Source organism: Psychromonas aquimarina ATCC BAA-1526, from assembly GCF_000428725.1.
Taxonomy (GTDB): Bacteria; Pseudomonadota; Gammaproteobacteria; order Enterobacterales; family Psychromonadaceae; genus Psychromonas; species Psychromonas aquimarina.
Genome location: NZ_AUAM01000019.1, coordinates 47,673 through 62,624, shown reverse-complemented (window position 1 = coordinate 62,624; position 14,952 = coordinate 47,673). Strand labels below are relative to the sequence as shown.

At 42.7% G+C, this 14,952-nt stretch carries 12 protein-coding genes; 5 read left to right on the top strand and 7 right to left on the bottom strand.

What is annotated here, in order from left to right; translation table 11 throughout:
• Window positions 1-191: 191 nt before the first annotated feature.
• The 5 genes from nudC (at window position 192) to purD (ending at window position 8,006) form a co-directional block, all read left to right on the top strand.
• On the top strand, window positions 192-1,004 hold the full coding sequence (gene nudC, locus G337_RS0108640) for an NAD(+) diphosphatase (RefSeq protein WP_028863535.1): 813 nt from the start codon (window positions 192-194) through the stop codon (window positions 1,002-1,004).
• Window positions 1,005-1,114: 110 nt separating this feature from the next.
• Complete coding sequence (gene hemE / locus G337_RS0108635; RefSeq protein WP_028863534.1) at window positions 1,115-2,179, top strand: uroporphyrinogen decarboxylase; 1,065 nt, start codon at window positions 1,115-1,117, stop codon at window positions 2,177-2,179.
• Between the two features lie 144 nt (window positions 2,180-2,323).
• A complete protein-coding gene (locus G337_RS0108630) occupies window positions 2,324-4,597 on the top strand; it encodes a sensor domain-containing protein (protein ID WP_028863533.1) in 2,274 nt (757 codons plus the stop codon).
• Between the two features lie 288 nt (window positions 4,598-4,885).
• Window positions 4,886-6,478, top strand: a complete 1,593-nt coding sequence (gene purH / locus G337_RS0108625; protein ID WP_028863532.1) for a bifunctional phosphoribosylaminoimidazolecarboxamide formyltransferase/IMP cyclohydrolase — start codon at window positions 4,886-4,888, stop codon at window positions 6,476-6,478.
• 238 nt (window positions 6,479-6,716) lie between these two features.
• The gene (purD, locus tag G337_RS0108620) at window positions 6,717-8,006 is read left to right on the top strand and encodes a phosphoribosylamine--glycine ligase (protein WP_028863531.1); all 1,290 of its coding nucleotides are present in this window, start codon (window positions 6,717-6,719) and stop codon (window positions 8,004-8,006) included.
• An 83-nt stretch (window positions 8,007-8,089) separates the two neighbouring features.
• Here the strand turns inward: purD and G337_RS0108615 are convergent, their stop codons facing one another.
• The 7 genes from G337_RS0108615 to prmA all read right to left on the bottom strand — a co-directional run bounded on the left by G337_RS0108615 (window position 8,090) and on the right by prmA (window position 14,825).
• Entirely contained in the window at window positions 8,090-9,106 is a 1,017-nt protein-coding gene (locus G337_RS0108615; protein WP_051303086.1) for an FAD-binding oxidoreductase, read from the bottom strand.
• 63 nt (window positions 9,107-9,169) lie between these two features.
• On the bottom strand, window positions 9,170-10,831 hold the full coding sequence (hcp, locus tag G337_RS0108610) for a hydroxylamine reductase (RefSeq protein ID WP_028863529.1): 1,662 nt from the start codon (window positions 10,829-10,831) through the stop codon (window positions 9,170-9,172).
• Between the two features lie 364 nt (window positions 10,832-11,195).
• On the bottom strand, window positions 11,196-11,471 hold the full coding sequence (locus tag G337_RS0108605; protein ID WP_019616490.1) for an HU family DNA-binding protein: 276 nt from the start codon (window positions 11,469-11,471) through the stop codon (window positions 11,196-11,198).
• A gap of 195 nt (window positions 11,472-11,666) precedes the next feature.
• Window positions 11,667-12,248 (bottom strand): YjaG family protein, encoded by a 582-nt coding sequence (locus G337_RS0108600; protein WP_028863528.1) that lies wholly within the window; start codon window positions 12,246-12,248, stop codon window positions 11,667-11,669.
• A gap of 239 nt (window positions 12,249-12,487) precedes the next feature.
• Window positions 12,488-12,787 carry a DNA-binding transcriptional regulator Fis gene (gene fis, locus G337_RS0108590; protein WP_019616283.1) on the bottom strand — a complete coding sequence of 100 codons (300 nt, stop codon included), beginning with the start codon at window positions 12,785-12,787 and terminating at the stop codon, window positions 12,488-12,490.
• Between the two features lie 17 nt (window positions 12,788-12,804).
• Window positions 12,805-13,767 (bottom strand): tRNA dihydrouridine synthase DusB, encoded by a 963-nt coding sequence (gene dusB, locus G337_RS0108585; protein ID WP_028863527.1) that lies wholly within the window; start codon window positions 13,765-13,767, stop codon window positions 12,805-12,807.
• A gap of 176 nt (window positions 13,768-13,943) precedes the next feature.
• Window positions 13,944-14,825: a 50S ribosomal protein L11 methyltransferase gene (gene prmA / locus G337_RS0108580; protein WP_028863526.1), complete on the bottom strand. Its 882-nt coding sequence runs from the start codon at window positions 14,823-14,825 to the stop codon at window positions 13,944-13,946.
• Window positions 14,826-14,952 lie beyond the last annotated feature (127 nt).

The window sequence follows — 14,952 nt, the reverse complement described above, 5'->3', positions numbered from 1 at the left end:
ACTAAAGAAAATTCTCCTGATCGTCAACTTGAATTTGAGTTTGAAGATAATCTTCCTGTATAACTGTGAGCTTCAGCCAATCCCGTCAATTGTTACTAGGCCCATTTAAGTGTGCAGAATTATTGACTTTCTGATTGTTGTTTATGGGATATTATTTTTTTAAAAGTAATCCGAGCAGTTAAGGAATTTAAATGAAATCAATAGATATGAAAATTAACCACCAGGAAAATGCCTGGTGGTTTATTCTTGCTCAGGGAGAAATTGTGCTGCAGCCGCAGGGAAGCTTTGTGCCTTACGGCTGTCTTGATGATTTAACTTTTTCAGCGCAGCTGGTTGCCGGTAAAATAAAAATTGGAGATTATCAGTCAAGCCCCTGCTATTTAGTAGAGCTGCCGGAGAAGACGGATGTTGGTCTGGGGGAATATTCTCAATTACGTTCACTGCTTGGCACTGTAGATGATGCTTTATTCGATATGGCCGGGCGCGCTTTTCAAATATCGTTGTTTTATAAGACACATCAGTTCTGCGGACAGTGCGGACAAAAAATGCAGGTCATTAACTGGGAAACTGCAATGAAATGTTATCACTGTCAGCACCGCGTTTATCCGCGAGTTTCCCCCTGTATTATTGTCGGCATCCGTAAAGAAAAACAAATTCTACTGGCACTGCACCAGCGTCATAAAAAAGATAACCGCCCCGTTTATACAACGCTGGCTGGTTTTACCGAAGCGGGAGAAACTTTAGAGGCTTGTGTTGAACGGGAGGTTTATGAAGAGTCTGGTATTAAAATAAAAAATATTCAATATGTTACTAGCCAGCCCTGGCCGTTTCCACACTCCCTGATGATGGGGTTTACCGCGGAATATAGAGCGGGAAATATCTCTATTGATCCTAAAGAGCTTTGCTCTGCCGCCTGGTACGATATTGATAATCTACCTGTGCTGCCGAACCCCGGCACACTTGCACGAAAACTTATCGATAAATTAATCGAACAGTGTCGTTAGTTATCAGAATGAAAATTTTTGTGCCCTGATAAATAATTATTGAATATAAAAGATGTTAAAAGTGATAGCATACTTGCAACATATCTAAATTTTGATGGAATTAAATAAGTATGACTGAATTAAAAAATGATCGTTATATTCGCGCGTTATTAAAACAGCCGGTAGATAAAACACCGGTATGGATGATGCGTCAGGCAGGGCGTTACCTGCCAGAATATAAAGCAACCCGTGCTCAGGCCGGTGACTTTATGTCGTTATGCCGTAATGCTGAGCTTGCTTGTGAGGTGACACTGCAGCCGCTGCGTAGATTTGATTTAGATGCCGCTATTTTATTCTCTGATATTTTAACAATTCCTGATGCAATGGGACTGGGGCTTTATTTTGAAGAAGGCGAAGGCCCTAAATTTGAACGTCCTATTACCTGCAGAAAGGATGTTGATAATTTGATTATGCCGGATCCTGAAGGCGAGCTGCAGTATGTTATGAACGCGGTACGTACTATTCGCCGCGAATTAAAAGGTCAAGTGCCGCTGATCGGTTTCTCCGGCAGTCCGTGGACCTTAGCAACTTATATGGTTGAAGGCGGCAGCTCAAAAGCATTTACCAAGATTAAAAAAATGGCTTTTGCTGATCCGCAGATTTTACATGCACTGCTGGATAAACTTGCAGATTCGGTTATTGATTATTTAAATGCGCAGATTGCCGCCGGTGCTCAGTCTGTGATGGTTTTTGATACTTGGGGAGGTGTTTTATCTCCGCGTGACTATAAAGATTTTTCTCTGCAGTATATGGCAAAAATTGTCGACGGTCTGCAGCGGACCTATGACGGCAAAAAAGTACCAGTAACCCTGTTTACTAAAAACGGCGGGCAGTGGCTGGAGTCTATTGCTGATACCGGCTGTGATGCTATTGGTCTTGACTGGACGATTGATATGGCGAGCGCTAAAGCGCGTGTCGGTGACCGCGTAGCACTGCAGGGTAATATGGATCCTTCAATGTTATATGCATCACCCGAGCGTATCAGAGAAGAAGTCGCGTCTATTCTGCAGGGGTTCGGCAAAGGAAACGGGCATGTTTTCAATTTAGGTCATGGTATTCATCTTGATGTGCCGCCTGAAAACGCCAAGGTATTTATTGATGCTGTTCATGAGCTAAGCACCCCATACCATATTTAATTTCCTCCTTTCTTTAATAAAAACCATGCTCTGCATGGTTTTTTTTGCCTGAATGTAAAAAATGTGACATTATTTTGTTGGGTTTTTGATGGTTTTTACTATAACTAGTTACGACTCTTATTTAATAAATAGTTCGGGGGGCTTATGTTAAAAAACCATGCTGCGACGATCCTCATACGTTACTTTTTAATACTTATTTCCTGTTATTTCTTTTATATTAATCTATCTCCATCGTTATTAAACCGTGAACTCAGCAATGAAGAAGTTAATCAGATAGAAATGATTTTCTTACTTGTTTTCAGCACATTGTTCTGGGGTTATCAAATTTTTACCCTGCAGCTCAAAAGAAAACAGAGCGAAGCATTTGAACAGCATGAAATAAAGATCGCCGAAGCGCTTATTCAAGATTCCAGTAATGTGTTATTTCATTTGAACCCTGCCGGCAGTATCACTTTTATTTCAGCACTTAGTGAATCTATTCTGGGTTATAACGAAGCAGAATTGTTATTACGTCCGTTCTCTTCATTATTTTATGATGCCGGTGATTTTAATTCGATTAGTGAACAGAGCGAACGTGAAAATTTACAAGCCCATTCTCAGCAAAGCAGGCTTATCTGTAAAAATGGTACGATTATCTGGGCTGAGATCCGTACCGTTAGTAATAAAAGTTCAGCCGGGCCGGAGCTGCAGGGCTGTATCCGGGATATCAGCAGGCAGCAGGAGATGCTTGAGCTCCTTCAGGGTAAGGAGCAGATGTTGAGGACTATTATTGAGCATATCCCCTACATCGTGTTTGTTAAAAACAGCGATGATGAAATTATCATCGCTAATAAATTATTATGTGATTTACTGGGGCAGACTAGTGACGAGGTGCTTGGAAAGAGTGCTAAGAATATATTCCCGCATGCTTTAGTTAATTCCCTAAGCCGCTTTACTGCAAGAAATAGTGGGAAACCTCTTTACATACAAGAGATTATCGATCCACATGGTGAGGTGCACGAATTTGAGTTTTCCCAGTTTAAACTTTCACAAAGTATTAGTAACAGCTCGCTGGTTATTATTGGTAAAGAGGTAAGCAGATTAGAAAAACGCGCACAAACCATTGAACATTTTCTGCAGTATGATCCGTTAACCGGGCTTTTAAATCGTAATGTATTTATTAACCAGTTAACAAAATATTTTAATAACGTTAAAGAGCATCACAGCGCTGCAGTTTGTATTGTTGATTTATACGATTTCAAACGAATTAATAATACCCTTGGGCATGAAATTGGAGATCTGGCTTTAAAGTATACCGCGCAGAAAATATGCATGATCGGCGATCAGCTGTCGATGCTCTGCCGTTATAATGGTGATGAATTTGCTTTTGTTCTGCATAGGGTAAATTCGCAGCAGGCTCTTAATAAAATAATTAAGCGGCTGCACTCTTTTTTTGAATTTCCTGTCAGGCTGCAGGATGTTGAGCTTAAACTTACGGTTAATATCGGCATTGTATTCAGCCCCAATGAGGGGTTAAGCACTGAAGCTCTATTAAAAAAACTGGATATTGCTCTGCATGCCGCAAAATCATCATCTTCGAAACAAACGCAGATTTATAGCGGTGAGCTTGAAGAGTCATTACAGGCTAATATGCGCATCGAAAAATATTTAACTAAAGCACTTGCAAATTCCGAACTAAGCCTTGTATATCAGCCTTTTGTCAGCAGTCTGGACGACCGTTTAATGGGAGCTGAAGTATTAATCCGCTGGTATAACGATCATTTAGGACAGGTTTATCCGGATCAGTTTATTCCGGTTGCAGAAAAAAGCGGCGAAATAGTCAGTATAGGCAGCTGGGTTATAGAGCAGGCCTGCCTGCAGCTGAAAATCTGGCAGAAAAAATTTGGAGATGATTTTTATCTTGCTGTTAATGTCTCTCCAAGGCAGTTTTTATACGGAGATTTAGTGAATGTGATTGACAGGGCGCTGGCGGCTGCCGGAGTCAGGCCTTCATCTTTAGAGGTGGAGATAACCGAAGGGTTACTGCTTGGTAATCAGGAGTCGGTATTAAATACTATGCATCAATTAGTTGACCGTGGTGTGCGTTTATCCCTGGATGATTTCGGCACGGGTTATTCGTCGTTAAATTATCTGAAAAAGTACCCCTTTGACTGTTTGAAAATTGATCGGGCATTTATCGTTGATATTAGTAAAGATCAGCAGGGGGAAGCGCTGGTAACGGCAATTACCAATATGGCGCATGCATTGAAGCTATCTGTTGTTGCTGAAGGTGTTGAACATGAAGAACAACTGGCTAAACTGCGTTTTTTAGAGGTTGATATCATACAAGGCTATTATTATTCAGAACCCTTGTCCAGCAGCGAATTTAACCGCTGGTTTCAACATCACCGCCCTATGGCTTTGAATCATTTGTCGTGACGTTTCTATTAAATTTTTCTTCTGTCGTTAGAATATCTGGATAAGATATTGGCTTTACATTAGCCGCAAAAATGCACAGGCTGTATCCTCGGCGCACTGCAGCCCGGACGCCCGATAGGTTGGATGATGAACCATAGTTAATATGCATAAATTCAATAAAACAGCTCAAATTCCCGGCATTTTCGGGTAGAATACCCGTCCGAGTTCAAAGAAATTGTATTGTATGAGTGAAAAAAACCAATTTTGGTTTTTGCTTATTGATTCATTAACCGAGGAATGTGGAAGAAAATGGAAAATAGCCGACCGATTAAACGAGCACTGTTAAGTGTTTCTGATAAAACAGGTATTGTGGAATTTGCCAGAGAGCTGACTGAGAAAGGTGTGCAGATCCTTTCTACCGGTGGAACATGTAAGTTACTTGCTGATAACGGCATTAAAGTAACAGAAGTGTCTGATTACACCGGTTTTCCTGAAATGATGGATGGACGTGTTAAAACTTTACACCCTAAAATTCACGGCGGTATTCTTGCACGCCGCGGTATAGATGAAACTGTTATGTCTGATAACGGCATTGAAGCTATCGATATGGTAGTTGTTAATCTTTATCCGTTTGCTGCAACAGTTGCCCGTCCGGATTGTTCTTTAGAAGATGCAGTTGAAAATATTGATATCGGCGGCCCGACAATGGTACGTGCGGCGGCTAAAAATCATAAAGATGTTGCCATCGTTGTTAACTCAAGTGATTACTCACGCATTCTCGATGAAATGAAAGAAAATAACGGCGGCCTGGTATACAAAACACGTTTTGACCTGGCTATTGCCGCTTATGAACACACAGCCCAGTACGACGGCATGATCGCTAACTACTTCGGTACTATGGTGCCAAGTTACGGTGAAAACACAGAAGGTGATGCTGAGTCTAAATTCCCGCGTACATTCAACATGCAGTTCGAGAAAAAGCAGGATATGCGCTACGGTGAAAACTCTCACCAGGCCGCTGCTTTTTATGTTGAAGGTGACGTACAGGAAGCATCGGTTGCAACAGCCGTACAGCTTCAGGGCAAGGCGCTTTCTTACAACAATATTGCTGATACCGATGCGGCGCTTGAGTGTGTTAAAGAGTTTGCCGAGCCGGCCTGCGTGATTGTTAAACATGCAAACCCATGCGGTGTGGCACTAGGCGAAAATATTCTTGAAGCCTATGAAGGTGCTTACAAAACTGATCCGACATCGGCATTCGGCGGTATTATTGCGTTTAACCGTGAACTTGATGCAGATACTGCTGAAGCGATTGTTTCCCGCCAGTTTGTGGAAGTGATTATTGCCCCTAAAGTAAGCTCTGAAGCCGCACAAATTGTTGCCGCTAAGAAAAACTTACGTTTATTAGAGTGCGGCGAGTGGGCTGCTAAAACGACACAGTTTGATATTAAGCGTGTTAACGGCGGTTTATTAGTACAGGATCGCGACCAGGGCATGGTGGATTTAGAAGACCTTAAGGTTGTTTCTAAACGTCAGCCGACCGAAGAAGAGCTGAAAGATCTGCTGTTCAGCTGGAAAGTTGCTAAATTTGTTAAATCAAATGCCATTGTCTACGTTAAAAACTGTACAACAGTTGGTGTTGGTGCGGGTCAGATGAGCCGGGTTTACAGTGCTAAAGTAGCGGGTATTAAAGCCGCCGATGAAAACCTGGTGGTTGAAGGCTCTGTGATGTCTTCAGATGCATTTTTCCCGTTCCGTGACGGTATTGATGCGGCTGCCGAAGCCGGTATCAGCTGCGTTATCCAGCCGGGGGGCTCAATGCGCGATGATGAAGTTATCGCCGCCGCCGACGAACACGGCATGGCGATGGTCTTTACCGGCATGCGCCATTTCCGCCACTAATTACAAGTGAATAAATAAAAGGAGCCGAGGCTCCTTTTTTGTTAATTAAAAAATAAATTATACCAATTCCATTAATTAAATGCTCTATTTAGGCGTAGGAAAAATGGATGAAAGCAAGGCGTTGATTGCAGTAACTAGTTATTCTAATTACAAAATCAAGAACGAACCTAGCATCCATTTTAACCAGCATAAATGAATAGAAAATTAGTGGATTTGGTATTAACCCTTAAGGAATTTTATGAACGTTTTAATCATTGGTAACGGCGGACGTGAACATGCTCTTGCGTGGAAAGCTGCTCAGAATGCACAGGTAAAAAATATTTTTGTGGCACCGGGTAATGCCGGCAGTGCACTTGAAGCTAAGGTGACCAATGTAAATATCGGCGTTGAAGATATCGATGCGTTAGTAGCATTTGCTAAAGAAAACAGTGTTGAATTAACCATTGTCGGTCCGGAAGCGCCGCTGGTTATCGGTGTCGTTGATGCCTTTATGGATGCCGGACTTGCGTGTTTCGGACCAACCAAAGGTGCAGCACAGCTGGAAGGCTCTAAAGCCTTCACTAAAGATTTTTTAGCACGTCATGATATCCCGACTGCCTGGTACCAGAACTTTACTGAAATCGAGCCTGCACTTGCTTATGTGCGTGAAAAAGGTGCGCCGATTGTAATCAAGGCGGATGGTCTGGCTGCTGGTAAAGGTGTGATAGTCGCGATGACTCTGCAGGAAGCGGAAGATGCGGTTCAGGATATGCTTGCGGGAAATGCATTTGGTGAAGCGGGACACCGTGTTGTTGTTGAAGAGTTCTTAGACGGTGAAGAAGCGTCATTTATCGTAATGGTCGACGGTGAAAATATTGTGCCGATGGCAACCAGCCAGGATCACAAACGTGTAGGTGACGGCGATACCGGCCCGAATACCGGCGGTATGGGAGCTTATTCTCCGGCTCCTGTGGTCACAGCGGAAATGCACCAGCGCGTTATGGATTTAGTCATCAAGCCGACTGTTAAAGGTATGGCGGCTGAAGGTAACACTTATACAGGTTTCCTGTATGCCGGTCTGATGATTATGGCTGACGGTACGCCGAAAGTAATTGAATATAACTGCCGTTTTGGCGATCCTGAAACCCAGCCGATTATGCTGCGTATGAAGTCTGATATTGTGACTCTGTGTTTAGCGGGAGTGAATGGTGAACTTGCGGATATGAAAGCTGAGTTTGATGAACGTGCGGCTATTGGTGTTGTATTAGCTGCCGGCGGTTATCCTGCTGATTATCAGAAAGGTTTAGTGATTTCCGGGCTGCCGACAGAAGAAATGGAAGGCCTGAAAGTATTCCATGCCGGTACTGCTGAAACAGACGGCAAAGTGGTCACTAACGGCGGCCGTGTACTTTGTGCAACGGCGCTGGGTAATACGGTCACAGAAGCGCAGCAGAAAGCTTATCAGTTAGCGAAACAGATCAGCTGGGACGGTATGTTCCACCGTAATGATATTGCCTACCGTGCTATTGCTCGTGAACAAAATAAATAAATATAAAGTTTAATTTTGTTATAAAAAAGCCGATGATTAATCTCATCGGCTTTTTTGTCTGCACAGAAAGTTGAAACTGCCTGTTAAATTTCAATGACTAAATCAGATCCTGCTTTTGCGCTGCAGCTTAAAACATAACCCTGCTCTATCTGCTCCGGTGTTAATGTTTCCTGGCTGCTGCTCTCTACTTCACCTGTTACCTTACATTTGCAGGCACCACAAAAACCGGTGCGGCAGGCGCTGATAATAGGTACGCCGACAGCTTCTAATGCATCAAGCAGGCTTTGATTTTCATCAACTACAAAGTTTTTACCGTACTGTGGTGCTGCAACCTGATAGTTAACCCCTGATTCTGACGTTTCGTCAGCAGCTTCAGGCACAAAGCTCTCTTTATGGAACAGAGCCATATCAAATCCCATGGATTCTGCCAGATGCTCAACAGCCTGCATATAAGGCGCCGGGCCGCAGGTGAAGATGGTTCTTCCGCGGTTATCGGGTATTAACTTTTCAAAAAGCGGCGCATCTAACATACCTTGAATATCATTCGGGTTGCCTGTCTGCTCTAAAATACGAGTTAACGAGAAGTTGTCATACTGCTCATTCAGAGCATCTAATGTATCAGCCATAATCACATCAGCTTCACTGCGTGCGCTGTAGATAAAGTGAATATTAACCTGCTGCTGGGTGTCTAATAACCAGCGCGCCATGGACATACAAGGCGTGATTCCGCTTCCTGCGCTCATTAATAACAGCTCAGTGGTGCTCTGGTTATCTTGCAGAGTAAACTCTCCCGCAGGCGCCATTGCCGGCAGTGCAAAGCCGGGCTGTAAATTATCTAAAAGATAATTAGAAACTTTACCGCCGGCAACACGTTTAATGGTTACCGCTGCTGTTTCAGGTTTTGAGGGCGTTGAAGATAAAGAATAAGCGCGGTATTCCAGCTCACCTGCCACATCAACTTCAAAGGTTAAAAACTGGCCGGCTTTGTATTCGAATAAACTGTCATCTATTTTTTTAAATTCAAAAGTAGTGGCGTCCGCTGTTTCATCAATTCGATTAATACAGATTAGCGGTTCAAACGGGCTTGATTCTGTCTGCATAAAAATTATTTCCTTACTGGAAAGCCGCTTGAGTAGTGTGCTTAAGCGGCTGGCTGTGAAAAATTACTTCGCTAACATGGTTTGTAAATCAGACTGGACATCGGTAATCAATGTCAGGCCAAACTGCTCATGAAGTACATTTAATAAGTTGTCTGTTAAAAAGGCAGGTTTGCTTGGGCCAACACGGATATTTTTAACACCAAGTGATAATAATGTTAATAATACCACAATCGCTTTCTGTTCAAACCAGCTTAAAACCAGACTCAAAGGAAGGTCGTTAACACCGCAGTCAAACTCTTCTGCTAATGCCAGCGCCAGCTGAATAGCAGAGTAAGAGTCATTACACTGACCAACATCTAATAAGCGCGGGATGCCGTTAATATCACCAAAGTTGAGTTTGTTAAATTTAAATTTACCGCAGGCCAGGGTCAGGATCAGGCAGTCGTCTGGAATCGCTTTAGTAAGATCTGTGTAATAGCTGCGTTCTTCTTTATCACCATCACAGCCGCCGACTAAAAAGAAGTGACGAATATTACCGGCTTTTACCTGTTCAATAACTGCAGGAGCTGCATTCATCAGTGCATTGCGTCCGAATCCAACGGTGATCTCGTGCGGGATCTCTGTGTATTTAAAACCTTCCTGAGCCAGAGCACATTCAATGACTTCACTGAAATCATCACCTTCGATATGTGATACACCAGGCCAGCCGACGATGCTGCGGGTGAATATACGGTCTGAATACTGACCGACATTCGGATCTATCAGGCAGTTTGAAGTCATTACAATAGCCCCGGGGAAGCTGGCAAACTCTTTCTGCTGGTTCTGCCAGGCGCTGCCGTAGTTGGCAACCAGATGCGGGTATTTTTTCAGTTCAGGGTAGCCGTGGGCCGGCAGCATCTCACCATTAGTGTAAACATTAATGCCGGTTCCTTCAGTCTGTTTAAGGATCATTTCCAGATCGCAGAGATCGTGACCAGAAACTAAGATAGCCTTGCCGGCAACTGATTTAACATTAACCTGGTTAGGCTGCGGGTGGCCGAATTTAGTGGTTTCACCTAAGTCCAGCATCTCCATTACTTTATAGTTAAGCGCACCGATTGCCATGCTGGTTTCCAGAAGCTTAGCCATATCGTCTGAATCCGTTGCCAGCCATGCAAAGATCTGATGGAATTCAGCACAGATCAGCGGATCCGTTTGCCCTAAGATATAAGCATGCTCCATATAGGCCGCCGCTCCCTTCAGGCCGTACAGACATAATAGGCGCAGGCCCATAATATCTTCGCTTACCAGCTCTTTACCACGGTTTACGGCAACACCAGCCGCTTGAGATAACAGTCCGGCACGGTTGTCTGCTAATGTGAATGAAGCTGCTTCAGTAGGATCTGCAGGGTTCTGACCGGCAGTTAAGCAGGCGACTTCATATTTTTCTTTTAACAGATCCCGGTAACTTTGCGCCTGGTAGGCATAATCAACAATACGATCCGCTTCAAAGTTAACATTGGTGAGGGTGGCAAAAAATGCTTTTGGTATAAAGGCATCAATTTCATCATTGATAATGTCAAATTCACGCGCTTTTTCAGCATAAAAAGAGGCCGCCTGAAGCGCATAAATCAGTACATCCTGAAGATCGGAAACCTCAGCTGTTTTACCGCACATACCTTGAGAATAAGAGCAGCCGTCAGCAGCCGGAGTTCGAATAGTCTGTTCACATTGAATACAAAACATAAATAACCTTATTAATTATAATGACTTAAATGGCAATATAACCATATGTAACATAAGGTTATCAGTATGTTAAATCGCCGAATTCAAAATGGAAAATACCATAGTGATTTACTCAACTATTGATCTGAGATAGGTTTTTAGAATGTTTCAACGGGCTGCTGAAGATTAATCGCTGTAGTGATAATCACTTACATTTAAAGTGCAGGTAACAGCTGTTTCGTTAAGTTAGGAGGTCTATTAAAATTGGAATAATGGATATAAAAAGAGTGGCTATGGAAAGGGGACTGGCAAAAAGTACAAACAAAAAAACACCCGGAGGTGTTTTTTTATGCTGTTAAATTAGACCTGAATAAGCAGGTTTTAATTATTTATTAACAGATTCTTTAAGTGCTTTACCAGCTACAAAAGCAGGAACGTTAGCTGCTTGGATTTGAATATCTTCGCCAGTTTGCGGGTTACGGCCGGTACGTGCTGCACGATGATTTACTTTAAAAGTACCAAAACCGATTAACTGTACAGGTTCACCGTCTTTAAGGCTGTCGGTAACGCTTGCAAGAATTTGTTCTAGAGCTGCTTTTGCCTGCACTTTTGTTAAGTCTGCTTTTTCAGCAATATCAGCAACAAGTTGAGTTTTGTTCATCTTAGTATTTCCATTGTTATAGGTTATTAGAGTTGGCCTTTAATGACAGCAAATAATGTATTGCAAGTCACCAGGCGAAGTAAAGACTAACGCTTAGAAAAGTATGATTTATTGCTTTTAATTGTCCTTATTGTGTTAATAATCACAAAATCATGGACAACTCGGCAGCATCAGTACTTCCCGGCGGTAGTTTATTTAATCGTTAAAAGCGATGCCGAGGTTAGTCATACCGAGCTCTATAACTAACTGGCGGATAGATTTTATAAGATCCGGGCTTCGTTCATTATCTAGTTTTTCCAGTAATGTCTGCTGAAATGCCAGCTCTTCCTGAAAAAGAGGCTCATCCATTAGTGTACTTTCATCAAGCTCATCACCGCTCTGCAGTTCAATAAAACTTGCGATTGTAGCGAATGCCGTCTGACTGGCATTAAGTGCTTCATCTGCCGATTTAGTTAAAAAAGAATTAAAAGCACAGCTCATAATAACGCAGTGATCGATTGCAGGATAAACACCATAAAAATCAAAGTCTCGTGAGTCCGGAATTATCTCTTCGAAATGTTCCTGCTGAATGGTGAAATTAATCTTTGCACCTTTAACTGTCATTTTTTCCCAGAATAACTGCTGGATATTATGAATAGTCTGCCCGTTTTCACTTTCAACCGCTTCGCAGAACAGATGGAAATGTAAAATCGTATGTTCCGCTAGTGCCATGCAGAAAACACTCTGCTGCCATGACTGTAAGTTTTTCAGCTGTTCGTTGATTGGTAATAAGAGCATACATTTCCCGGTACAGTAATAGATAAGTGCCTGAAGCTTATAGCAAGCTGTAGAAAAGTCCTGTTTTTTTTTTAATTGCTGTAATAAATGTAGAAAAATCAGCCGTATTTTTATTAATTGAGCAGGAGAATAGTGCTGAGAACGCTTTTAGCTGCTGTTATATCCCCGCTACAGGGTTTTATTACAGGCATAAAAAAAGCGGCTAAGAAGCCGCTTTCTTCATTAAATAAGGTTGGAAATTAACCCATGCCGTATTTTTTTAATTTTTTGCGTAATGTACCGCGGTTGATACCCAGCATAGTTGCCGCACGAGTCTGGTTACCACGCGTGTACTGCATGATGATATCTAACAACGGTGCTTCAACTTCTGATAAAACAAGCTCATATAATTCCGTTGTATCCTGACCATTAAGCTGTGCTACATATCCTGAAACAGCCTGACGTACTGAATCACGAAGTGGTCGTTGAGTTATTTGCCCTGTAGCAGGAATACTGGTTGTCGTTGTAAGTGCTTCTGAAGAAATATTTTGTTCAAACATGGGTATTAACTCTTTAATTACTGATGATTTAAATAAGTTTCTAATGTGTTTAACTGCTCAATAGGGCTGTCAATCGCATTAAATTGTCGTTTAAAGTAACCTGACTGATCTTGCTCTTTTAAATACCACCCTACATGCTTCCTAGCAATTCTGGGACCCATTACCTCTCCATAGAATTCATGCAGTGCCTGCACGTGACCAAGAAGAATCTGGGTTATTTCCATTTTTTCCAGAGGAGCACATTGCTCGCCTGTTTTTAGATAGTGGTTAATTTCATTGAATATCCAAGGTGCACCTTGTGCGCCTCTTCCAATCATAATGGCGTCTGCTCCAGTGTAATCAAGCACAAACTTTGCTTTTTCTACTGAAGTAATATCACCATTAGCAATCACAGGGATCGTTACATTTTCTTTAATTGTTTTTATTGTGTCGTACTCAGCAAGTCCATTGTATAAACATTGCCTGGTACGGCCGTGCACTGCAAGTGCCTGGATTCCAGATTGTTCTGCAATTTGTGCGATTTCAAGACCGTTTCTGCTTTCCGGATCCCAGCCTGTGCGAATTTTCAAGGTAACAGGAACATCAACTGCATTCACTACGCTCTCAAGAATTGCTTGCACAAGTTCAGGATGAGGCAGCAGTGCAGAGCCTGCTTTTTTCTTATTCACTTTTTTGGCCGGACAACCCATATTAATATCAACAATCTGAGCGCCCTGCTGCACGGTTAACTGCGCAGCCGCCGCCATTGCAGCTGGCTCTGAGCCGGCAATCTGCACGGATCTAATGCCTGATTCATCATGGTAGTCCATTCTTAACTTAGACTTTTTACTGTTCCATACACGCGGATTAGAAGACAGCATTTCTGATACCGCAAGTCCTGCACCAAGCGAGCGGCAAAGTTCGCGGAAGGGGCGGTCTGTCACCCCTGCCATTGGTGCTAAAATAATATTGTTATCTAATTGATGTTGCCCAATGCGCATATTCTAAGCATTCTCTAAGTTAAGGCGGCGTAGTGTACGCATTTTTACAAGCAGAATAAAGGTTAATAATTAACCATTTTAAAATTATTTTGCTTGCAAACTAGGCGAATTTGAGTTTCGCTTTTTTTAAAGTGCAACAGCACTGTAACAAAACTGTGCTGCCGCACTTCATTTTATTACTTTTTTACACCGGAAAGGCGTGCCCACTCTTCCTTGACTGAAGCTTCATCCATTTTGAACCATTGGCCATAAACACCAATTAATTCATCAGCTTGCTGTTCTAGAATGCCGGATAATGCTAATGAACCGTTATTTTTAATTAAGGCTTCGATGCTTGTTGATAATTCGCGAAGCGGTCCGGCAAGAATATTTGCAACCAGCACATCAGCTAAAATTCCCTGAGGCAGATCATCAGGTAAATACAGCTCAAGCTGTTCAGAAACATTGTTACGCTGGGCATTATCACGGCTGGCAGTGATTGCCTGCGGGTCGATATCGATACCAATTACACGTTTTGCACCTAATTTAAGAGCCGCAATTGCTAAAATTCCTGAACCGCAGCCGAAGTCGATAACGACTTTATCCTGCAGATCCTGTCCGTCTAACCAGGCTAAACATAAAGCTGTGGTCGGGTGAGTACCCGTGCCGAATGCAAGGCCCGGATCAAGCATGACATTAACCGCATTTTCATCTGGAACCGGCTTCCAGCTCGGGCAGATCCATAAACGCTCGCCGAACTTCATCGGGTGGAAATTGTCCATCCATTCACGTTCCCAGTCTTTATCTTCAAGAGGTTCTATTTTTAGTGCAAAGTTATCACTTAAAAGCGGGCTTTGTTTCAGCTGTTCAAGCACTGGCGTCATTTCAGTTGCCGCATCATAAAGGCCGGTTATATCAGTATCTCCCCATAGGCGTGTTTCACCGGGAGCTGGTTCAAAAATCGGCACGTCATGTGAGTCTGTAAAAGTGGCTGAAAGGGCGCCGCTTTCCATTAATAATTCGCCGATCAGTTCAGCATTTTCTGAAGTTGCATTTAACTTTAATTGTATCCAAGGCATGATTTGTCCCCTCTGTCGGGATGGTTGTCTGTATGATGGCGCAAGAATACAGGGGATAAAGGCAATAATATAGACCCAAAACTGTTCTGAACGGTTTTATCCAGCAGACAGTTTGCCTGCCGCCGGG

Bases quoted from the DNA above. Each gene is read 5' to 3' on its own strand.
- nudC (WP_028863535.1), top strand. From the start codon at position 192: ATGAAATCAATAGATATGAAAATTAACCACCAGGAAAATGCCTGGTGG.
- hemE (WP_028863534.1), top strand. From the start codon at position 1,115: ATGACTGAATTAAAAAATGATCGTTATATTCGCGCGTTATTAAAACAG.
- G337_RS0108630 (WP_028863533.1), top strand. From the start codon at position 2,324: ATGTTAAAAAACCATGCTGCGACGATCCTCATACGTTACTTTTTAATA.
- purH (WP_028863532.1), top strand. From the start codon at position 4,886: ATGGAAAATAGCCGACCGATTAAACGAGCACTGTTAAGTGTTTCTGAT.
- purD (WP_028863531.1), top strand. From the start codon at position 6,717: ATGAACGTTTTAATCATTGGTAACGGCGGACGTGAACATGCTCTTGCG.
- G337_RS0108615 (WP_051303086.1), bottom strand. From the start codon at position 9,106: ATGCAGACAGAATCAAGCCCGTTTGAACCGCTAATCTGTATTAATCGA.
- hcp (WP_028863529.1), bottom strand. From the start codon at position 10,831: ATGTTTTGTATTCAATGTGAACAGACTATTCGAACTCCGGCTGCTGAC.
- G337_RS0108605 (WP_019616490.1), bottom strand. From the start codon at position 11,471: ATGAACAAAACTCAACTTGTTGCTGATATTGCTGAAAAAGCAGACTTA.
- G337_RS0108600 (WP_028863528.1), bottom strand. From the start codon at position 12,248: ATGCTCTTATTACCAATCAACGAACAGCTGAAAAACTTACAGTCATGG.
- fis (WP_019616283.1), bottom strand. From the start codon at position 12,787: ATGTTTGAACAAAATATTTCTTCAGAAGCACTTACAACGACAACCAGT.
- dusB (WP_028863527.1), bottom strand. From the start codon at position 13,767: ATGCGCATTGGGCAACATCAATTAGATAACAATATTATTTTAGCACCA.
- prmA (WP_028863526.1), bottom strand. From the start codon at position 14,825: ATGCCTTGGATACAATTAAAGTTAAATGCAACTTCAGAAAATGCTGAA.